The 21,313-nt window shown below is 35.9% G+C and carries 21 protein-coding genes; 16 read left to right on the forward strand and 5 right to left on the reverse strand.

From position 1 onward, the window contains the following. The first annotated feature begins 2 nt into the window (after positions 1–2). The 4 genes from sufD to sufB all read left to right on the forward strand — a co-directional run bounded on the left by sufD (position 3) and on the right by sufB (position 4,458). Positions 3–1,310 carry a Fe-S cluster assembly protein SufD gene (sufD, locus tag ACFVT8_RS16740; protein ID WP_387083624.1) on the forward strand — a complete coding sequence of 436 codons (1,308 nt, stop codon included), beginning with the start codon at positions 3–5 and terminating at the stop codon, positions 1,308–1,310. Next, positions 1,310–2,539 (forward strand): cysteine desulfurase, encoded by a 1,230-nt coding sequence (locus tag ACFVT8_RS16745; RefSeq protein WP_134022484.1) that lies wholly within the window; start codon positions 1,310–1,312, stop codon positions 2,537–2,539. Before sufD ends, ACFVT8_RS16745 begins: the two co-directional genes overlap by 1 nt. Then, complete coding sequence (sufU, locus tag ACFVT8_RS16750; protein WP_387083625.1) at positions 2,529–2,957, forward strand: Fe-S cluster assembly sulfur transfer protein SufU; 429 nt, start codon at positions 2,529–2,531, stop codon at positions 2,955–2,957. The genes ACFVT8_RS16745 and sufU overlap by 11 nt, the downstream gene beginning before the upstream one ends. Before the next feature lie 103 nt (positions 2,958–3,060). Further along, positions 3,061–4,458 carry a Fe-S cluster assembly protein SufB gene (gene sufB, locus ACFVT8_RS16755; protein WP_387083626.1) on the forward strand — a complete coding sequence of 466 codons (1,398 nt, stop codon included), beginning with the start codon at positions 3,061–3,063 and terminating at the stop codon, positions 4,456–4,458. A 467-nt stretch (positions 4,459–4,925) separates the two neighbouring features. Here the strand turns inward: sufB and ACFVT8_RS16760 are convergent, their stop codons facing one another. Beyond that, complete coding sequence (locus tag ACFVT8_RS16760) at positions 4,926–5,390, reverse strand: hypothetical protein (protein ID WP_387083627.1); 465 nt, start codon at positions 5,388–5,390, stop codon at positions 4,926–4,928. 1,231 nt (positions 5,391–6,621) lie between these two features. Between ACFVT8_RS16760 and ACFVT8_RS16765 the strand changes: the two genes are divergently transcribed. Then, entirely contained in the window at positions 6,622–7,980 is a 1,359-nt protein-coding gene (locus ACFVT8_RS16765; protein ID WP_387083628.1) for a lytic polysaccharide monooxygenase, read from the forward strand. Positions 7,981–8,069: 89 nt separating this feature from the next. On the opposite strand, the gene ACFVT8_RS16770 is transcribed toward ACFVT8_RS16765, so the two are convergent. Both ACFVT8_RS16770 and ACFVT8_RS16775 read right to left on the reverse strand, forming a co-directional pair. After that, positions 8,070–8,513, reverse strand: coding sequence for a hypothetical protein (locus ACFVT8_RS16770; RefSeq protein WP_387083629.1), 444 nt, complete (start codon positions 8,511–8,513; stop codon positions 8,070–8,072). Beyond that, positions 8,477–8,944 carry a ferritin-like domain-containing protein gene (locus ACFVT8_RS16775; RefSeq protein WP_387083630.1) on the reverse strand — a complete coding sequence of 156 codons (468 nt, stop codon included), beginning with the start codon at positions 8,942–8,944 and terminating at the stop codon, positions 8,477–8,479. Before ACFVT8_RS16775 ends, ACFVT8_RS16770 begins: the two co-directional genes overlap by 37 nt. Before the next feature lie 579 nt (positions 8,945–9,523). Here ACFVT8_RS16775 and ACFVT8_RS16780 point away from each other — a divergent pair. Continuing rightward, the gene (locus ACFVT8_RS16780) at positions 9,524–9,991 is read left to right on the forward strand and encodes a DUF6097 family protein (protein WP_387083631.1); all 468 of its coding nucleotides are present in this window, start codon (positions 9,524–9,526) and stop codon (positions 9,989–9,991) included. 542 nt (positions 9,992–10,533) lie between these two features. On the opposite strand, the gene ACFVT8_RS16785 is transcribed toward ACFVT8_RS16780, so the two are convergent. Further along, positions 10,534–10,884: a DUF3592 domain-containing protein gene (locus tag ACFVT8_RS16785; protein WP_387083632.1), complete on the reverse strand. Its 351-nt coding sequence runs from the start codon at positions 10,882–10,884 to the stop codon at positions 10,534–10,536. Positions 10,885–11,272: 388 nt separating this feature from the next. Between ACFVT8_RS16785 and ACFVT8_RS16790 the strand changes: the two genes are divergently transcribed. From ACFVT8_RS16790 to ACFVT8_RS16800, 3 genes are all read left to right on the forward strand, one after another. Then, positions 11,273–11,710, forward strand: a complete 438-nt coding sequence (locus ACFVT8_RS16790) for an Rrf2 family transcriptional regulator (protein WP_387083713.1) — start codon at positions 11,273–11,275, stop codon at positions 11,708–11,710. 92 nt (positions 11,711–11,802) lie between these two features. Continuing rightward, positions 11,803–12,402 carry a DsbA family oxidoreductase gene (locus ACFVT8_RS16795; protein ID WP_387083633.1) on the forward strand — a complete coding sequence of 200 codons (600 nt, stop codon included), beginning with the start codon at positions 11,803–11,805 and terminating at the stop codon, positions 12,400–12,402. A gap of 91 nt (positions 12,403–12,493) precedes the next feature. Next, positions 12,494–13,096 carry a nitroreductase family protein gene (locus tag ACFVT8_RS16800; RefSeq protein WP_387083634.1) on the forward strand — a complete coding sequence of 201 codons (603 nt, stop codon included), beginning with the start codon at positions 12,494–12,496 and terminating at the stop codon, positions 13,094–13,096. Between the two features lie 65 nt (positions 13,097–13,161). Here the strand turns inward: ACFVT8_RS16800 and ACFVT8_RS16805 are convergent, their stop codons facing one another. After that, the gene (locus ACFVT8_RS16805) at positions 13,162–13,986 is read right to left on the reverse strand and encodes a GNAT family N-acetyltransferase (RefSeq protein WP_387083635.1); all 825 of its coding nucleotides are present in this window, start codon (positions 13,984–13,986) and stop codon (positions 13,162–13,164) included. Positions 13,987–14,358: 372 nt separating this feature from the next. Between ACFVT8_RS16805 and ACFVT8_RS16810 the strand changes: the two genes are divergently transcribed. The 7 genes from ACFVT8_RS16810 to ACFVT8_RS16840 all read left to right on the forward strand — a co-directional run bounded on the left by ACFVT8_RS16810 (position 14,359) and on the right by ACFVT8_RS16840 (position 21,101). Beyond that, a complete protein-coding gene (locus ACFVT8_RS16810; RefSeq protein ID WP_387083636.1) occupies positions 14,359–15,216 on the forward strand; it encodes a DUF72 domain-containing protein in 858 nt (285 codons plus the stop codon). Continuing rightward, entirely contained in the window at positions 15,216–16,037 is an 822-nt protein-coding gene (locus ACFVT8_RS16815) for a sulfite exporter TauE/SafE family protein (protein ID WP_387083637.1), read from the forward strand. The genes ACFVT8_RS16810 and ACFVT8_RS16815 overlap by 1 nt, the downstream gene beginning before the upstream one ends. Positions 16,038–16,134: 97 nt before the next feature. Further along, a complete protein-coding gene (locus ACFVT8_RS16820; RefSeq protein WP_387083638.1) occupies positions 16,135–17,502 on the forward strand; it encodes a bifunctional metallophosphatase/5'-nucleotidase in 1,368 nt (455 codons plus the stop codon). Positions 17,503–17,540: 38 nt separating this feature from the next. Continuing rightward, positions 17,541–18,650, forward strand: coding sequence for an HD-GYP domain-containing protein (locus tag ACFVT8_RS16825; protein WP_387083639.1), 1,110 nt, complete (start codon positions 17,541–17,543; stop codon positions 18,648–18,650). Positions 18,651–18,714: 64 nt separating this feature from the next. After that, on the forward strand, positions 18,715–19,479 hold the full coding sequence (yunB, locus tag ACFVT8_RS16830; protein ID WP_387083714.1) for a sporulation protein YunB: 765 nt from the start codon (positions 18,715–18,717) through the stop codon (positions 19,477–19,479). 312 nt (positions 19,480–19,791) lie between these two features. Beyond that, positions 19,792–20,715, forward strand: a complete 924-nt coding sequence (lipA, locus tag ACFVT8_RS16835; RefSeq protein WP_387083640.1) for a lipoyl synthase — start codon at positions 19,792–19,794, stop codon at positions 20,713–20,715. A 32-nt stretch (positions 20,716–20,747) separates the two neighbouring features. Then, entirely contained in the window at positions 20,748–21,101 is a 354-nt protein-coding gene (locus ACFVT8_RS16840) for a YutD family protein (protein WP_387083641.1), read from the forward strand. Positions 21,102–21,313 lie beyond the last annotated feature (212 nt).

The raw sequence follows: 21,313 nt of genomic DNA on the forward strand, positions 1-21,313 counted from the left end.
GCATGACAGTGGAACTTAACTTGCCTGTAACAGTACAGGACGTGCGCTCGTTCTCAGAAGCAAATGGAGAACCGGCTTGGTTTACAGAACTTCGCGCGGCAGCACTAGACAAAGTAACTGGTTTAGATTTGCCAAAACCAGACAGAACAAATATTACAAAATGGGATTTTGTGAATTTCCCAACTCATACAGTTGATAGTGAAGGATTCGCTTCACTTGATGCATTACCAGAAGAAGCAAAAGGTTTAATTGATCTTGAGGCTCAAGAAAATCTTTATGTTCAACGCAATAACACACCAGCTTTCATCAAAACATCACAAGAACTAGCTGATAAAGGTGTTATTTTTACAGATATTTTAACAGCGGTTCGTGAACATGGTGACCTTGTTAAAAAGTACTTTATGACAGAAGCTGTAAAAGTTGATGAGCATAAATTAACGGCGCTTCATGCGGCACTTGTCAATGGTGGTGTGTTTGTATACGTACCTAAAAATGTAATTATCGAACAACCGCTTCAAGTAGTATTCTTAAACGATAACGCAGAAGCTTCATTATATAACCACGTGTTAGTTGTAGCTGAAGCAAATTCAGCTGTAACGTATGTTGAAACATATATTTCAACTGTTGAAGAAGCAAAAGGTCAAGCAAATATTATTGCAGAAGTAGTAGTTCAAGACAATGCACAAGTTACTTACGGTGCGGTTGATGTACTTGCGAAAGGATATACTACTTATGTAAATCGTCGTGCACGACTAGCTCGTGATGCGAAAGTAGATTGGGCTCTTGGTTTAATGAATGACTCAGATACTATCTCTGAAAACATTACACATTTAATCGGTGACGGTTCTCATGCTGATACTAAAACTGTAGTTGTTGGTCGCGGTGAACAAAAACTTAACTTTACTACTGAAGTTCGTCACTGGGGTAAGAACTCAAATGGTCATATCTTAAAGCATGGTGTAATGAAAGATGCAGCACAATCAATCTTTAACGGTATTGGCTACATCGAACACGGTGCGACAAAAGCGGATGCACAGCAAGAATCACGTGTATTAATGCTTTCTGAAAAAGCTCGTGGCGATGCAAACCCAATTCTATTAATCGATGAAGACGATGTAACAGCAGGACACGCAGCATCTGTTGGTCGAGTGGATCCACTACAACTTTACTACTTAATGAGTCGTGGTATCTCGAAAGCAGAAGCAGAGCGCCTTGTTATCCATGGATTCCTTGCGCCAGTTGTTACGCAATTACCAATCGAAGGCGTACAAAAGCAACTGACGGAGGTTATTGAAAGGAAAGTTCGCTAATGATGAATAAAGACATTAAAAGCTATTTCCCAATTTTAAATCAGGAAGTAAATGGTCATAAGCTTGTTTACCTTGATAGCGCAGCAACTTCTCAAAAACCTATTCAAGTAATAGAAGCAATGAAGCATTATTATGAATTCGATAATTCTAATGTACACCGTGGTGTGCATACATTAGGAAATCGTGCTACTGACAAGTATGAGGGTGCACGTGAAAAGGTTCGTAATTTTATTAATGCGACATCAACGCAAGAAATTATTTTTACTCGCGGTACTACAACTGCTTTAAATACAGTAGCATCAAGTTATGGTCGTGCTAATGTTGCTGAAGGTGATGAAATTGTCATTACTCACATGGAGCACCACTCTAATATTATTCCTTGGCAACAACTAGCGAAGGAAAAAAATGCAACGCTGAAATATATTGAACTTGAAGCGGATGGCACACTTAACTTAGAAAAGGTTCGTGCGACAATTACACCTAAAACAAAAATTGTGTCGGTGTCAATGGCGTCAAACGTCCTTGGAACGATTAATCCAATTAAAGAGATCGCTCAAATCGCGCATGCGAACGGTGCTGTAATGGTAGCAGATGGTGCACAAGCGGCACCACACATGAAAATCGATGTACAAGATTTGGATGTAGATTTCTTAGGGTTCTCAGGTCATAAAATGTGCGGACCAACTGGAATAGGTGTACTATATGGTAAAAAGGAACACCTTGAAAAGATGGAGCCAATTGAATTTGGTGGCGAAATGATTGACTTTGTTGGACTTTATGATTCAACGTGGAAAGAACTACCGTGGAAATTTGAAGGTGGAACTCCTATTATTGCAGGTGCAGTAGGTTTAGGAGCCGCTATTGATTTCTTAACTGAAATTGGGCTAGATAACATTGCGGAGCATGAGCATAAACTTGCAGGCTACGCGATGGATCAGCTTGAAACAATCGACGGACTTAAAATTTTCGGCCCACGTGACCCAATGAAGCGTTGTGGACTTGTAACGTTTAACTTAGACGATGTACATCCACATGATGTAGCAACGGTTCTTGATATGAATGGTATTGCTGTTCGTGCAGGACATCATTGCGCACAGCCACTAATGAAATGTCTTCAACAAGTAGCGACAGCGCGTGCAAGCTTCTATCTGTATAATACGGAGGAAGATATTGACCGCCTTGTTGCAGGGTTACGTTCTGCGAAGGAGTATTTTGGCGATGTCTTTTAATAATTTAGATCAACTATATCGTTCAGTCATTATGGATCATTATAAAAATCCTCGTAATAAAGGATCTATTGAAGAAGATGCTGTAACGATCGATATGAACAATCCGACTTGTGGAGACCGTATTCACTTAACGCTAAAAGTGACTGACGGTATTGTGGCGGATGCGAAGTTTGACGGTGAGGGCTGTTCGATTTCGATGTCTTCTGCGTCAATGATGACGCAGCTTATCAAAGGGAAAAAAATCGAGGAAGCGTTAGAGCTTGCTGAAATTTTCTCTAAAATGATGATGGGTGAAGACTATAGCGATAAATATGACCTTGAGGATGTTGAGGCACTACAAGGTGTTTCTCAATTCCCTGCACGTATTAAATGTGCGACATTAGCTTGGAAAGCGATGGAAAAAGGTGTAAAGCAATAAATAAATCCTAATTTTGAGTGAAAGCTACGATGTGTGCTTTCACTCAAAATAAGATTGCGAGCTTTAAACAAAATAACAATAATGCATGAACGGAGGAGAAACGATGGCTAAAAAAATGCCTGATATTGGCGATTACAAATACGGTTTCCATGACAAGGACGTATCAATTTTCCGTTCAAAACGTGGTTTAACTGAAGAAATCGTCCGTGAAATTTCAACTATGAAACAAGAGCCAAAGTGGATGCTTGAATACCGCTTAAAAGCACTTGAAACTTTCTATACAAAACCAATGCCGCAATGGGGTGGCGACCTAGGAGATTTAGATTTTGATGAAATTACGTATTACGTAAAACCATCAGAAGCTACACAAAAATCTTGGGATGAAGTACCTGATGAAATTAAAGCTACTTTTGATAAATTAGGTATTCCAGAAGCAGAGCAAAAATACCTTGCAGGTGTATCTGCACAGTACGAATCTGAGGTTGTATATCACAACATGAAACAAGATCTTGAAGACCTTGGTATTGTGTTCAAAGATACTGACTCAGCTTTACGTGAAAACGAAGATATTTTCAAACAATACTGGGGCAAAGTGATTCCTTACACTGACAACAAATTCGCTGCACTAAACTCAGCTGTTTGGTCAGGTGGATCATTTATCTATGTACCACCAGGTGTAAAAGTGGAAACGCCATTACAAGCTTACTTCCGTATTAACTCTGAAAACATGGGTCAATTCGAACGTACGTTAATTATTGTAGATGAAGGCGCTCACGTACACTACGTTGAAGGTTGTACAGCTCCTGTTTACACTACAAACTCTTTGCACTCAGCAGTAGTAGAAATTGTTGTACGTAAAGATGCATACTGCCGTTATACAACGATTCAAAACTGGGCAAACAACGTTTACAACCTAGTAACAAAACGTACAGTTGTTGAAGAAAACGGTACGATGGAATGGATCGACGGTAACATCGGTTCTAAGTTAACAATGAAATACCCAGCTTGTATCCTTAAAGGTGAAGGCGCTCGTGGTATGACATTATCTATCGCATTAGCAGGTAAAGGACAACACCAACACGCAGGTGCGAAAATGATTCATATGGCACCAAACACATCTTCAACAATCGTTTCTAAATCGATTGCTAAACAAGGTGGTAAGGTAACGTATATGGGTCAAGTTCGTTTCGGCCCTAAAGCAAGTGGTGCGCGTGCTAACATCGAATGTGATACGTTAATCATGGACAACCAATCTACTTCAGATACAATTCCATACAACGAAATCTTAAATGATAATGTTTCTTTAGAGCATGAAGCGAAAGTTTCAAAAGTATCAGAGGAACAATTATTCTACTTAATGTCTCGTGGTATTTCTGAAGAAGAAGCGACAGAAATGATCGTAATGGGCTTCATCGAGCCATTCACAAAAGAATTACCAATGGAATACGCAGTAGAAATGAACCGTCTTATCAAGTTTGAGATGGAAGGCAGTATCGGGTAATATACCTGAAACGCCTGATATATAAGGGTTATAGAGGTTTTGGAAGAACATTGAAAATCGGCCGTGCCGAAAACGTGCCGATTCAGATTTTATCTTTAGTGTTGGAGGCGAACTTTTTTAGTTCGTCTTCTTTTATTTTTTCAGTAATATCTAAATAGATATCAGAAGTATTCCTGATTCTAAAAGTAATACTGCATGAGTATGTCTAAAACAATGAGTTCCTTTATAATCCACGCCAGCTGCCTTGCAATACTTCCCGATACTTCCTAATACTTCCCTAACTGTGGATTGAGTTAAATAATTTCCGAGATAGTTCTGCAGGTACATTTACAGGAATGGCTGCAGCACAAGCGTGAGCAACTAAAATAAAAACAGCTAAGTTAGCCCAAGTAACAAATATAGTAACCGAATAAATGAAATAGACCAAGATAGCTTAATTGCCGTCTTGGTCTAGGTTCATTTATATTTTATTGATATGTAATTTTTCCATTTACAGTATACTCTGCTTTGTAGTTTGCAGCTGAGGTTCTGTTAACATAGAGTGTATATTTTTTTCCAGCTTTTACAGGTATACTAAAATTCACGCTGCCATTACCATTAAATTCTTTTACTAAGATATCAGCAAAATCGTTCTCAGATACTTTGTACATAGTCTTAAATGGGATTGATCCACTAAAGGTTTCACTTTGATACCCACTAACAGTTGCTGTACCATCTTCAGTGGGAGTAAATGAAACTAATCTAATAAAAGCAAACATTGAACTAGGGGTTGTCTGTTTATAAGTAGCAGATTCTAGTGCAGCCGCTGATTCTATAGCAGAAATAGATTCTAAATCAGAAATAGGTTCTTGTGCATTAGCTGATACACCGCCAGTAATTCCACCAAACAGCCCTAGAGAGATAACAGGTATAAGAAATAATTTTTTCTTCAAAATGAAAACCTCCTAAAATAGAAATATATTACAATATTATAATAACATAAATATTTTTGGATGGTCAACCAATTACTGGATTAATAGGTTGGATATGCCGATTAAACGCTAAAAACTCAAGTGGAAAAATTATTCATCACCCACCATAAACCAGGCGCTCATGAGAGTACCTGGTTTTTTATGTTTATTCATTGTTACTTGCTTTTACTTCCGAACAAACCACATTTTCATTAACTATTGGAGACGATACCTTTGATTTCATGTAATAAGATGCGTAGGTCAGTTACATAAAGCTGTTTTGTACCTTTTACAGATGCAAATACCGCTAGTAGTGTTTCGCCTTGTTCTGTTTAGTCTATCGTCAAACATTTGAATCTGTTTTACCATTGCTTTCTTCTTTCCAAAGCCTGCAAATTTTATTGTTTCTGCTATTGTATCCATGTCATACACTTCTTAAAAAATTTTGTCATTAGTATATATAAAAAAGCCACTCATTTGAGTGACTCTAAAATTAGTAACACGTTTTCTGTATTTATTTAAGAAATATTTGAATAACTGTTACCACCAATGTTGCAACTTCAATGACAACGCCTGCTATCATCCACATTGAATTTTTGATTTCTTTCTGTTTGTTTTCAAGCTCAGCTTTTAGTTTGTCTATTTTTTGAGATGTAACGAAATTTCTATCTCTCTCTTCTCGTGATGCTATTTGTGATACTGTCTGTGCCGGATTCGTGCCTCATTCCGACAGCGTAAAAATACATAAGATACTATAGGAAAGCCAATCAAATATTTTTAACAAACTAAAGAGTGATAATTTCAGTGAGAAGGAATTAGAGATATTGCAGAAGTGTTAGAAGCGAAATATGAAATAAGGGTTTTACGCTAAGATAAAACCCCTTGTTGCCCACAAATTTTTTATGCGGATGTTGTTTACATAGCTTACCAGCCTATTTTAAGCGAGATAAAAACTTGTGGAGAAGATCATAAATTGACAAATTTTAATTTGAATATTTTATGAACACTTTAATAAAATACATAGCTCTTTTGAATAAAAGTCACATTATTATAAGATATTTGTTATATTTAGAGCTATTAATATATATCTTTTGCGAAAAAACATAACAGTATAATGCGACTTTTATCACATTTATCCATAGTTTGCTTAATTTTTAATCCATAGCTATCATACCAGTAGTAATACATTTTCAAAGATAAGGAGACTATTTATATGAATACTAAATTCGCAAAATTAAGTAAAAGTAAAAAGGGAATAAGTGCTGCCATATTAGCAGCTGGAATCATGGGAATTGCAATGGCGCCAAATGCATCTGCTCATGGGTTTGTTGAAAAACCGGCTAGCCGTGCCGCTTTATGTAGCCAAAGTTATGGCGCGCTTAACTTGAGCTGTGGAAGGGTTATGTATGAGCCACAGAGCTTAGAGGCAAAAAAAGGATTTCCACAAGGTGGGCCAGTTGATGGTAAAATTGCATCTGCAGGAGGTCAGTTTGATGGCATCCTAGATCAACAATCTGTAAATCGCTGGTTTAAGAATACGATTACAGGGGGACCAAATACTTTTACATGGAAGTACACTGCATCACATTTAACAAGTAAATGGCACTATTATATTACGAAAAAGGGATGGGATCCTAATAAGCCATTAACTCGTGCTGATCTTGAACCAATTGGAACTGTTGAACATAATGGTACTGAAGCATCAACTAATCTAACTCATACAATTAACGTACCAACTGATCGTAGTGGTTACCACGTTATTTTAGCTGTTTGGGATGTAGCGAATACTGCAAATGCTTTCTATAATGTAATTGATGTTAATTTGGTGAATAATGTGGATATAGATAAGGAAGCTCCATCTCAACCAAATGGATTACAAGCAACGAAAGTCACTTCAAACAGTGCTGAGCTAAAATGGAATCCTTCTACGGACAATGTGGGTGTAAAAGAATATCAAGTTTTCCGTGATGGTAAAGTAGTTGGAACTGTACCGGGAACTACATTCATAGATAAAAATTTAAAAGCGAATACCAAATATACATATACAGTAAAGGCAGTGGATGCAGCTGGGAATGTTTCTAAAGAAAGTGAGTCTATAGCTGTAGAGACAATGATTGCAGTTCCAGATACAGAAGCACCAACGCAACCAACTGCACTTCACACGATGGGAGTAACATCCTCAAGTGTGGACTTAATGTGGAGTGCATCCGAGGATAATGTAGCAGTTGACCATTATGTTATCTATCGAGGGACATCAGTAGGACAAATGACTGTAGTTGGAACATCGAAAACTGCATCCTTTATGGACAAGAATCTTCAATCAAATACAATTTATAAGTATGCGGTCACTGCAGTTGATGCAGCTGGAAATGAATCTATTAAAAGTTCCATTTTTACTGTGACTACAAAAGAGCAAGGGACGTCTTATGAGCAATGGAGTCCAATTAAGGCATACACAAAAGGTGATAAAGTAGAGCATCAAGGTAAAATATATGAAGCTGTACAAAGCTATCAAGGATATGGAGATCCAAATTGGATATTCGCATTGTCTTTATGGAAAGAAATTAATTAAAAATCAAGCTCTATTTAAAGAAATTATGTAATATTTAGCGTTTAGATTGAAGGAGACGAACTTTTAAAATCGTCTCCTTCTTTTGATGTTCAAGGTAAGTACCTACTGTTGTTTTGATGATTCAAAGAGCCGTTAAAAAGTTGAGGTAAAACAGTTGGAAAATCAGCATTAGGAATATTATAAGCAATAAAGGTTTCGTACATAGATATATTGTCTTTTTCCCTCTGACTCCTCGCCACATATGCTATTTTATTGTTTTCTAAGTTTGATACGAAAAACTGCGATTCGTCATTAGATAACTGTGCCCAATTACGTTCGAAAAATGGAAATAAAGCATTTATATGCCCCAATGTATTATTAAATAAGTTAAAGTTTCCTAGAAAATGATCAAAAATAGACTGAGTTAAGTTTTCACCCAACATTTGAGGAGATGTAAATGTAGAAGGCTGTAATGGATCTTGATGACTGTAATTTTGAGTTTCCTTATTTATAGGTGTTATCTCGGGGCTTTTTGAAAAAAAAATAAAAACCACACAGCATGATTTTGCTCGTCCGCTGCCGCACGTCGAAATCTTTCTTTAATAAATGGATCATTTGCTTTATCTGTTATATCTAAATAAGAATCAACAGCTTCTTGTTCATCTTTAAAAGCAAATTCGATTCCGGCCCTAAAGTTGTCTGGGCATTCCTCAATTATTTGATAAGAAGGCTTTCTTCCTGTTAAATTCGTATATATTTTGCTAAATTCCTCGAGATGGCGTAGTTCATCCTTTTGAATCTCGAGTATTTTATTCTTTTCATCCTCAGTAGGTGCCATCTTAGCTAACTTTTCATAACAAGCAACGGCACTATACTCAGTATTAATTGCCTTCTGAATATCATTTACAAGTTGAGCATCATTTAGCATAGGATAAGTACTATTATGCTGTGGAGCATAATGATAATAGTATTGATTTGGATACATCATTGTCCTCCTTTTGTTTAACTGCTTTCAGCGAGTGTCCAAACATCTGTACCTGTCGCTACGCTTTCGGTACAAAAAACATTTGTTGCTGTCGCTGCGTTTGCACTACGCTTTCGCACAAAAAATATCTGCAGGCCTAAGCACAAAGCCGATTCCGGACGCAATTATGCCGAGGCATAATTGATCCATCAACTTATCTTATGCTTTATGTATAGGTAGTTGTGCAAAGTCATTTCTTGTGTTGCCTAGGTTGGATGTTAATTCACCAAGATTTTAGTATTTAAATAAAAAGGAGCATCGTTAACTAAGTGAACAAATAAAACAAATTTCGTTGAAAAATGTAATCCATTGCGATTGTAGAAACAAATTACTCGCTTGGGGTTTTAACTATTTATTTTTTAGTATTTATAAACTAAACGATTGGGAAGTTTCATGTTGTGCCTTCACTCCGATATTTGAAGTAGAATCATCTTTTTTCTCTGGTTTTTAATTTGGATAAATATTACAAATAATAACCTACAAATAGAGAAAATCCTTCATTTATGGTACAATATACTAAATATTTTAAGCGAGAAAGAAGTGAGGAATCTGAATTACGGAAAAACGATGCTTGAAATTTATTCTAGCGCGGAAGAACTTAAACAACTTCACAAAATAATTAATGATTACAACTTACCTATTAGAAGTGAAGATACTTTTGAAAAACAAGCAGTGGAGGTTAGCGAATATTTAAACGAACCTACTTTTATCGAAGCTCGGAATAAAAAACGGTCTTTAAACATTATGTCAGGTGTTATTGCATTACCAATCGTTGTCTTTATTGTTTATATGATTTTAGGAAAGTTAAAAATAATAGGACGCGAGGATATCTTTAAAAATATACTTGATTGGTTCTTAGCGTATCCATGGGCCTTTATTCTGTACGCTTTTATATTTGCTTCTATCGTAATTGCACATAAATTAATAGAAAAGAAAATGTATAATAAAATATATCCTAATTTAAAGTTGAAATTATTAGACCAATTAAATCAAAATATTGAAAAGTAAGTTTAACTGACTTTCTTTCCGCTCATTTCTAACCACAATTCCTGCCTGAGAAGCAATGAGGTAGGCATGTCAAACGCAGCAACGTACTAACCTAGAAATCTAAGATAAATAAACACCTTTCGTTGGAAAACGGTATTACACCTTATGAAACCAATGTGAAGGTGTTTTTTCTATGGGACAAGAGTTAGTAATGAAAATGGGCCAATAAATTGAATAGAGTGGTAGTAACGACTTTGAATATCTTTCAATAGGTCCTATGCTGTTAGGTAAATTTTACTTTAAAATATTGAAATACTTTTACTTCCCACTATAGGAATGTCCCCAAACTCCCTTGCTTCATTTCATTGTGTCTAAATCCTTTAATCTTAAGTAATAAGAAGAAAAGTTAATACAAAAGTGGATTTTTACTGAATTAAGATTAGCTGTTATATTCACAGTTATTACAAGTACACTCTATTCTGCAAAAACCGCTTGGGCATTTTAAGATGATTCAACTAATTAAAAAAGAATTATTTACCATTTGTTTAGCCCGGTAATACCTTCTATATTTTATATTTGAGTTTAAACTGTTGAGGCTTCTTTTTATTATAAAGAATCGTCACCCATTGTCCTTTTTCAAAAAAAGAACGATTTTTCGTATATGTCCATACTTTGCTTGTGACAGTGATTGATTTATTTTTTAATGACGTAAATTTTACTGTCAACTTTACTTTACGCTTTGATTCTCCTTTTGCATATGAAATCTCATGGCCAACTGTTCGGTGTGAAAAATCACTTTCGATAATCTGTGCGTTCGTTTCAATCCATTCAATTTTTTGATACTTCAGTGGTAATATCCATAGTGCGACAAAAAAGATTAGAAAGAAAATAATTACCCCGATAAAAATGTCCATGTACATTCGCATCCCCACTTTTTTCTTTTTTAAATAAAAGACTATAGGTAAACTCAAAATTTTCGAATTTTATTATTTCTGCAAAAAGTGTCAGATAAAGTGATGTTTTGGAAACTTTACTTTTATAATACTATACACTCTTTACTTTGTTCACAATTTAATATAACTTACGGAAATAATAATTGAAGCTGCAAAATCAACTTTAAGTGTTTGTAAACGTGTAGATCCTCTTATGGAAGGAGGACCAGCATACAGTCGAATTTAGTTTTTAGAAGGTATGTAGCTACAAAATAGCATGTGAAAAATATAGATCTAATTGTATTTTTCATAAAACAGTTGACTTATTTTTCTGTTGTAACTATAATGGTTACAGCTGGAGGTGATGAAGATTAAAATTAGCAGTCGTTTTACAATCGCTGTCCATATTTTATCAATCATCAAACAAAATCCATCGACCATTTGCACATCAGAATTTATGGCACAAAGCGTAAATACAAATCCAGTAGTGATTAGAAAAATACTGTCCTATCTTAAAAAGGCAGGTATCGTGCAAGTGCGCCGGGGGACAGGTGGAGCTTCTTTAGTCGAAGATCTAGATGCTATCACTTTGTTAGAGGTTTTTCGTTCAGTTGAAGTTGTAGAAGAAGATAAGTTATTTCATCTACATGAAAATCCAAATCCTGATTGTCCTATAGGTGCAAATATACAGGCTGTGTTAGAGCTAATTTTAGTGCAAGCACAAGAAGCGATGGAGCGAGTATTAGCTAACATTACTATGGAACAAGTGATTACATCTTTAATCCATGAAATTCAACAATCAAAATAAATGCATTCTTTTCTTTTCGCAGAATGCATATTTATTTGACTTTGTTGTAACTATAATGGTTACAACTAAAAGAAAAAGGAAGGTGTTATTAGGTGACTCTTAAAATAAAAGCATATTCAGATTTTATTTGTCCTTTCTGTTTTTTAGGAAAAGGACCATTAGATGAAATTGCAAAGGAAAAGGATATTGAAATAGAGTGGATGCCATTTGAATTAAGACCTAAACCATATCCAAAAATTGATCCTTGGAAAGAGCCTGCTAAATTAGGATCATGGGATTCCTATATTCTCCCTACGGCCAAAAAGCTAGGGATTGATATGCGATTACCACGAGTATCTCCACATCCTTATACGAATTTAGCTTTTGAGGGATATCAATTCGCTAAAGTACATGGAAAAGGAAATGAATTTCATCATAGAGTTTTCACAGCGTTTTTCCAAGAAGAACAAAATATTGAGGATGTAGACGTATTAACTCAATTAGCGAATGAGGTAGGTCTACCAAAAGAAGAATTCAAAGAAGCCTTGCTTTCAGGTAAATATCGCGAAGCTCATCAAAAAGCTTTAAAACATGCTTATGAAGAAGCGAATATTAGTGCTGTTCCTACATTAATTATTGGTGATGAGATGATCCAAGGATTGGCTAGTAAAGAAAGAATAGCGCAAGTCATCGATCAGCAATTAAAAAAATAGGTAGTTTTAGATTTAAACAGTAGTGTATAGCATGAAGCTACATGTAAAAGTCTATGTATATAAATTTGATTAAAATTTGGAGGAAATACAAATGTCAGTAACTACAACAAATTTAAAAGATGCAATTATTAATCGTCGCTCAATCCGTAAAGTGAAAAAGAACGCAGCGATTACAAAAGAAAAAATTGAAGAGTTATTAAAAATTAGTGTACAGGCGCCATCATCATTTAATATGCAAAGTGGACGTGTAGTAGTTTTAATGGATAATGAACACGAAAAGTTTTGGGATATTGTCAAAGAAACATTGCGTGCACGTGTTCCGGCAGAAAATTTTGCAGCGACTGAAGAGCGCTTACAAGGATTTAAAGATGGTGTAGGTACAATCTTATTCTTTGAAAACCAAGCAACGATCAAACAAATGCAAGAAAATGCGCCTTCATATAAAGAGCAATTCCCATTCTGGTCACATCAAGGAAATGCAATGCTTCAGTACGCAACATGGATGTCTTTAACTACTGAAGGAATCGGCGCATCTCTGCAACACTATAATCCTATTATTGACGAGGAAGTTAAAGAAACTTGGAATATTCCTGCAGAATGGAGCCTAGTAGCTCAAATGCCATTCGGTGAGCCAAATGAACAACCAGGAGAAAAAACTTCTTTACCTTTTGAAGATGTAGTGAAGTTTTATTAATTAAAATCTAACTACAATGAAACCCTATTAAGTGGACATGATTCACTTAATGGGGTTTCACCTTATTAGTTAAATGAAAACTCGTATCCTACATAGTTTAAAACATTAGTAAAGCCTATATTTTCTGCTACAGCGATAGATGGTTTGTTTGAGTCCATACAATCCCAATATGGAACCAAACCTTGCGCTAAGCAATCTATTACAAAATGGTGAGCTAACTTTTGAGCTAATTTATTTCCTCGGTAAGCTTCTAAAGTTTCAATATCTATACAGTGGACATTTTCAACAACAAAGCCTGAAAAACAAAGACTAACAATGTGATGATCGTAAACGACACAGTACCCAACTCCTTTATTCAAGAAACACTCAACTGAAGACCAAAACGATAATATTTTAGACTGTAAAAATGTGGGGTTTTTAATGGTGTTATCTTCAAACAGAGTATTATCGATTTTTAAAACAGTATAGCCTTCTTTAATATCTGGCTCATAATTTGCTTTATAGTTTTCTTTATGAAGCTTATATACTCTTTGCTTCCAACTACAAAGTTCACGATGATTAAATATTTTTTCAATTGTTTGATTCCACTTTTGATGATTACCAAGGCCTTCGAAGTAATGCAACCCTACTTTTTCTGCTTCTGGTACAATTACCTGATCAATAAAACCATTTATTTGATGATTAAATTGTTCATTATCTTCATCCCCTATAAATAAAAATCCATCGTTGTTGCCTAACCAAATAAGTGCTGTCCGTGATGTGTCGATATTATCCACAAATATTCGTCCAGGATTAACTCCCTCTACGACTGCGTTTGCTTCTAATTGACCTTGCTCATTCAGCAGCTCTTTACACCTGTGAAATTCATTTTGCTGTAGCTCAGTAATCATTTAGTTCACTATCCTTTCGCATTTTCACACATCATCAAAACGAGGAGTTGATTTCCGTTCCGACTGAGCGCTTTTATCGCTGACGCTTCGCTTTCGCGCAGAAAACATTTGTTGTAGCTGTCGCTACGCTTTCGCACAGAGCAAAGCTTCCTGGGGGCGTCCAGTCTCCACTCCAATCAACTTATTTACAGGACATGCGTTTTAATAAATACAACCTTAACTTTTGATGAAAATTCTTTACTTTATCATATAAGGAAATAATGGTAACATCTATCTTTGCCGACCTAAATTATGAGTGTGTTTTTTTACGATATGTTCATATTTCATTAGAAAGTGTGTGCTATGATAAATGTACATAGAGGAGGGAGTCACATGATTATAGTTGGATTAACTGGTTGGGGTGATCATCCTTCGCTTTATAGTGAAGTGACTGCCTCAAAGGACAAATTATTCGATTATACAGGTCATTTTTTAACGGTCGAAGTTGATACTTCTTTTTATGCAATACCTTCTAAAGAAAATGTACGGAAATGGTGTGAGGATACGCCTGGAAATTTTCGTTTTGTTGTGAAGGCCTATCAGGGAATGACTGGTCATTTACGTGGCGACATACCGTATGAATCGAAGAATGACATGTTTAATGCCTTTATCGAATGTGCCAATGAATTTAAACGTCATGGGAAGCTGGCGATGGTACTAGCACAATTTCCACCGTGGTTTGATTGTCAGGCAAAAAATGTACAATATCTTTTGTATATTAGACAACAGCTCAAGGGCTTTGACGTTGCGATTGAGTTTCGCAATCGAACATGGTATGCGGACAATGTCGTGCAGCAAACCATGGATTTTTTACGAGAACATCAATTCATTCATACAATTTGTGATGAACCACAGGCTGGCGTAGGTTCCGTACCATTTTATCCTACTGTTACTGCGACTAAGGCACTTGTACGTATTCATGGACGTAACATTCATGGGTGGCGCAATACTGGTAATGCCGAGAACTGGCGGAAGGTTCGCTTTTTATATGATTACAATCGTGAAGAATTGCAGCAGCTTGGACAGCATTTAAAACATCTCCAATCAGAAGTGCAGGATCTGTATGTATTATTTAATAATAATTCAGGACTTCATGCTGCGAAAAACGCAAAGGAGTTACAAGGGATTTTAGCGATTAAAGATGCAGGATTAGCACCCAAACAATTAAACATATTTGAAGGGGAACTATAATGGAATTTTTTGTTTTAGTCATTATTGCATTATTATCTGGATTAATTGGCTCATTAGTTGGGCTTGGTGGAGGAATTATTTTAGTCCCAGCAACATTATACGTTGGATTAAATTTAGGAATGATTCCAGATATCACTCCTCAAAAAGTAGTTGGTTTATCTGTTGTCATGATGATTTTTACTGGACTTGCTTCTACGTTAAGCTATATGAAATCTAAAACAGTTGATTATAAAAGCGGTTGGATATTTTTTATAGGAAGTATTCCGGGTACAATGCTGGGCGCATGGGTAAATAAGGGACTAGATTTACCATCTTTTAATTTGTATTTTGGTATTTTACTAATCATTTTGGCGACGATATTACTTGTACGTGATCGGTTGAAACCTGTAGAATGGTTTGTAAAAAACGGTATGAAACTGGAATTTAAAGATAAAGAAGGAAATACCTTTGTATATGGGTATCCCATTTGGTTTGCCATTACTTTAACATTTGCCATTGGCTTTGCCTCTGGATTATTTGGAATCGGTGGAGGCTCGATGATCGTGCCTGCCATGATTATTTTATTTTTATTCCCACCACACGTTGCAGTGGCAACATCGATGTTCATGGTATTTTTATCGTCGATTGTTAATTCAGCAAGTCATATTTATTTAGGGCATGTGCCATGGCTCTATACGATTCCTGTTATTCCAGGAGCTTATATTGGAGCAAAGTTGGGGGCAGCATTAAATAAAAGAATTAAATCAGATACTCTTGTAGTAGCACTTCGAGTTATTTTATTATTATTAGGAATTCGTTCTATTATTGAAGGTTTATTGTAATATTGATTTTAGATGTCTAAAGATCCAAAAAGTGAAGGGACTTTGATAACAAGTCTTCTACAGACATAGAAGCTATTTTGAAGAAGAGGTGGCTTAATTGCTGGAAAAAATTCATATTTTTCATACGAATGATTTGCACAGTCATTTTAAGTATTGGCCACGAATGCAAAGCTATGTGAAAGAAATGCGTTCTAAGCTAACAAGCATAGGAGAAACAAGCTATTTATTTGATGTCGGCGATCATTTAGATCGTTCAAATATATATACAGAAGCAACTGTAGGTAAGGGCAATGTAAAGTTATTGAATGAAGCTGGCTACGACGTAGTGACAATTGGTAATAATGAAGGGATAACATTGTCCCATGAGGAGCTGTACCATCTATATGATGAAGCAGCTTTTGACGTAGTAGTTGCCAATGTAAATGCTTCACATGGAACAAATCCAGCGTGGATGAAGCCGTATGTTGTGTTAACGACTGCTTATGGTACAAAGATTGCGGTTATTGCAGCAACTGCTATGTTTGAAATTTATTATAAGGAATTAAATTGGGATATAGATGTAGCGCGAAGCACACTTATTCGCTTAGCCTATCAGCTTCGTAAAGAAGTAGATATTATTGTTTGTTTGTCTCATTTAGGAATAACAGAGGATGAGCTTTTAGCTGAGGAATGCCCAGAAATAGATGTTATATTCGGTTCACATACACACCATGTTCTTCCGAACGGAAAGCTAATTAATGGCGTTTTATTAACTGGTGGAGGGAAATTTGGACAATATACTGGCCATCTTTTGTTAGAATATGATGAAAAATCTAGGAAAATTGTTGAAAAAAAGGATACTTTAATTCATAATAAAGATTTGCCTACGGTTAAAAATGAACATGAAATCGTGCAGTCTTTAGAAAAAGAAGGCAAACAATTACTTGATGTTCCAGTATTCACTACGGAAAAATCGTACAATAAGGAATGGTTCCATTATTCACAATTATCCGGTTTGTTCGCACGGGCCATTTTAGAGAAAAGTGGAGCGGATTGTGCGTTATTTAACGCGGGGATTTTTTTAGATGGTTTACCTAAGGGAACAGTGACTGCGCTAGATTTGCATAGAATTTTCCCACACCCTATAAATTTATGTACGATTGAATTATCAGTTGCTGAAATGAAAGAAATTTATCAGCAATCTAAAAATGAAGAATGGCCCTATATTGAGCTTAAGGGATTGGGGTTTAGAGGCGTTATCTTTGGGAAGATGCTAACTTATGGCTTTTCAATGAATGAAGATCGTCAATTACTTATTAATGGTAGGCTTGCAGATAACGATCGCATTTATAAATTAGTAACACTTGATTTGTTTACGTTCGGTTATTTTTATCCAAGCTTTAAATATGCTAAGAAAAAATATATTCTTCCAGAATTTTTACGAAACATTATGATAGATTATGGGCAAAGATTCTTTCAGCAATAGTAGATAAAACGCTTTTAGAACGGATTGGGGAAAAGGTCATGCGATTAATTTCAATCGATGTATTAAAAGAAGGAATGGTATTAGCAAGAACCATTTGGAATGAGGCGGGGCACCCTCTTTTAAAGAAAGATGTTGTTATTAATGAACGTATCATACAAAGACTTCAACAATTAAATACTCATTATTTATATATTGACGATGAAATTTCTAAGGGTATTGAGGTACAGGAAACAGTTCCAGCTGTTATTCGAAATAAAGCAATTTCAACCATTAAAGATTCTTTCCAATCAATCAATGGTTTAAATCCAGTAAATGCTTCTTATGTGCTTGACCAACAATCAAAAGCAATTGTCTCAATTGTGGATGAGTTACTGTCGGCAGTTAGTGGTAATGATGAAATTCTAACAATATTAACAGATGCGTATTTATTTGATGAATATTTATATCAACACTCCTTTCAAGTTACTCTTTATTCGATAGCGATTGCTAAAGAGCTTGGATACTCAGCTGAGGATTTACGTTTAATTGGGATTGGCGCTTTGTTACATGACATAGGGAAGATTATGGTACCCAAAGAGATCCTGACAAAGCCTGGGCGCCTAACGTGTGAGGAATTTGAAACGATGAAACAGCATACTCGATATGGTTTTGATTTGTTACGCAATTTACATTCTATATCATTGATTGTTGCACATTGTGCCTTCCAACATCATGAACGTATTGATGGGAGTGGTTATCCACGGGGCTTAGTTGATTTTGAAATCCATCCGTTTGCAAAAATTATCGGTGTAGCAGATGTCTTTGATGCGGTGACCACAAGTCGTGTATATCGTGAAAAAATGCTACCTTCTCAGGGCCTAGCAATCGTAGAAGCAGGCTCTGGAACTATATATGATGCACGTATTGTGAAAGCATTGAAAAGGTCTGTTGTACATTATCCTAACGGTGTTATTTTAAAATTATCGGATGGACGTCGAGGTATTGTATCAAGACAAAATACATTGAATGCAGCATTACCGTGGATTCGTATTTTTGAGGAACAAAATCAATTATTAGCAGCTACATATGAAATTAACTTAGTGGACTTCCCAACCGCAACAATTGAAAGCGTTGAAGCGGATTATGTTGTCCCATCGAAAATCGAATAAAAATCTCCTCCTGTTCATACGTTATGGAATAGGAGGAGATTTTTTGTTTTTCCCTCGAAAAAGGATGAAATTACGATCTTATAGTAATCATGGCACCTATAGAAAAAAGGGAAGTCGGTTGAATCGATTAACCCTAGTAGTTGTATTCGTTATTATCGGTGTTTTTTTATTTATTTATTATTTAAATGCGAAGCTTATGCCGACCTACTTAGATTATGCTGAAATACAAACGGCTAAGATTGCATCTTCCGTTGTGAGTAAAGCGATTGATTCTCGTACATCAAATGTTATGGATGTTAATGATATTCTTGTAGAAGTATCTCCTGAAGGCTCTGATTTAAAAGTTAATACAGAAACGATTAATCGAGTTCGAACAGAAACGGTCAATCAAGTAAAATTGTACTTAGAGCAGGCAGAGCAAGGAGAGTTGTCGCATTTGCCAAATCTCGATAATGTTGAATATGATTATAACAAGATTAATGAAGGGAATGGGGTAGTTTTTTATATGCCGTTGAGTCAGGCGGCTAATATCCCTTTAATTGGGAACTTAGGACCTAAAATTCCGATACGCTTTCATGTCATTGGCAATGTGCATAGTGAAGTTACTTCCTCAATAAAAGAATATGGTATAAATAGCGCATACATGGAGGTAGGGGTTCATATAGAAGTAAATGTGCAAATTATTGTCCCTTTTGCTAGTAAAACTACAACAGTTACTCAGGATATTCCGGTGGCGATAGGCTTTGTAAGGGGGAAAGTTCCAGATGTTTATTCAAATGGTAGTGAAGAGGTACCTTCAATTCAAGTACCTGTCTCTCCTAAGAAGTAGAAATGTTTGCCTTCTTTTAGCGAATGTCTTTTGTACAGAAAGCGACAGCAACAACAATAACAACACACGACTGAATGACTAACTTCGTGCTACTGACGCGCTGCGTTAGCACTACGCTTTCGCGCAAAAAACATCTGCTGCTGACGCTTTGCTTTCGCGCAAAAAACATTTGTTGGCCTAAAGCCTCCAGGCGCAATTTTGCCAAGGCAAAATTGATTATGATAGTTGTTGGAGTTCATTTATTATGTTACATTGACAACAGTAAAGATAGTAATATAAAAACTGCACATATTTGATAGGGGCGATTTCCGTATGACATCTTGTAAACCTACAAGCAAAGAAAAAGAAGAATACTTAAGAAAACCAGATTGGTTAAAAATTAAATTAAACACAAATGATGAATATAAAGGGCTAAAGAAGCTCATGCGTGAAAAAAATCTGCATACAGTATGTGAGGAAGCACGCTGTCCTAATATTCATGAATGCTGGGGTGAACGACGTACAGCAACAATGATGATTCTTGGATCTGTGTGTACACGTGCTTGCCGTTTCTGTGCTGTTAAAACAGGCTTACCAAATGAATTAGACTTAGCTGAGCCAGAACGCGTAGCAGATTCTGTAGAAATTATGAACTTGAAGCACGTTGTTATTACAATGGTAGCGCGTGATGACTTAAAGGATGGCGGTGCGCAAGTATTAGCTGAAACAGTGCGTGCGATTCGTCGTAAAAGTCCGTCTACATCGATTGAAGTTTTACCGTCCGATTTAGGTGGTCTGAAGGAGAACCTTCAAATTTTAATGGATGCGAAGCCAGATATTTTAAATCATAATATTGAAACAGTACGTCGCTTAACGCCAAGAGTACGTGCTCGTGCAAAATATGAGCGTTCATTAGAGTTTCTTCGTTTGGCAAAAGAAATGCAACCAGACATCCCTACAAAATCATCTTTAATGATAGGATTAGGTGAAACAGATGAAGAAATTTTAGAAGTTATGGACGATTTACGTGCAAATGACGTAGATATTATGACAATTGGTCAATACTTACAGCCAACGAAAAAGCATTTACCTGTTAAAAAGTATTATTCTCCAATAGAGTTTGGTAAACTGCGTAAAATCGCAATGGAAAAAGGATTTAAGCATTGTGAAGCAGGCCCACTTGTACGTAGTAGCTATCATGCTGATGAACAAGTTAACGAAGCAACGAAAGAACGTCAACTACAAGCAGAAAAATAGAAACAAATGTTGAAGCAGAAGGCGGTGTTACTTTGATCAATATTGAAGGATATGAATACGAGCTTATTGAAGATTACAAAGAAGCTTTTCAAGAGGAAGTATTCAAAGAACGATACTCAGATATTTTAGCCAGATATGATTATATTGTGGGAGACTGGGGCTATAATCAATTACGCTTAAAAGGCTTTTTTGATGATAAAAATCAGAAAGCCACTTTCGATACGAAGATTAGTACACTACAAGATTACTTATACGAGTATTGTAACTTTGGCTGTGCATATTTCGTATTACGCAAATTCGGTAAATCCATTCAACAGCCAGAAGCTGAAGTAAATGAAGATCATGAAGTGACAAAGCTTGTTGAGGATGAACAAATAGCAGAATAAACTTTTAAAACCTGATGCGAAATTTGCATCAGGTTTTTACTTTGCAGTAATAGGTTTTTTTATTTCGGTAATAATAAAAAGTGAATGCAAAAATTGCTTTATTTTTAACTTTTCACCATAAAGCGGGTATATGCAATATATAAGTTGATTGGAGTGGAGATTGGGCGACTCCTTGGGGATTAGCAATAGAGGAACAAAGGCTAAAACCATCA

Source organism: Lysinibacillus sp. NPDC058147, assembly GCF_042884205.1.
Lineage (GTDB): Bacteria > Bacillota > Bacilli > Bacillales_A > Planococcaceae > Lysinibacillus.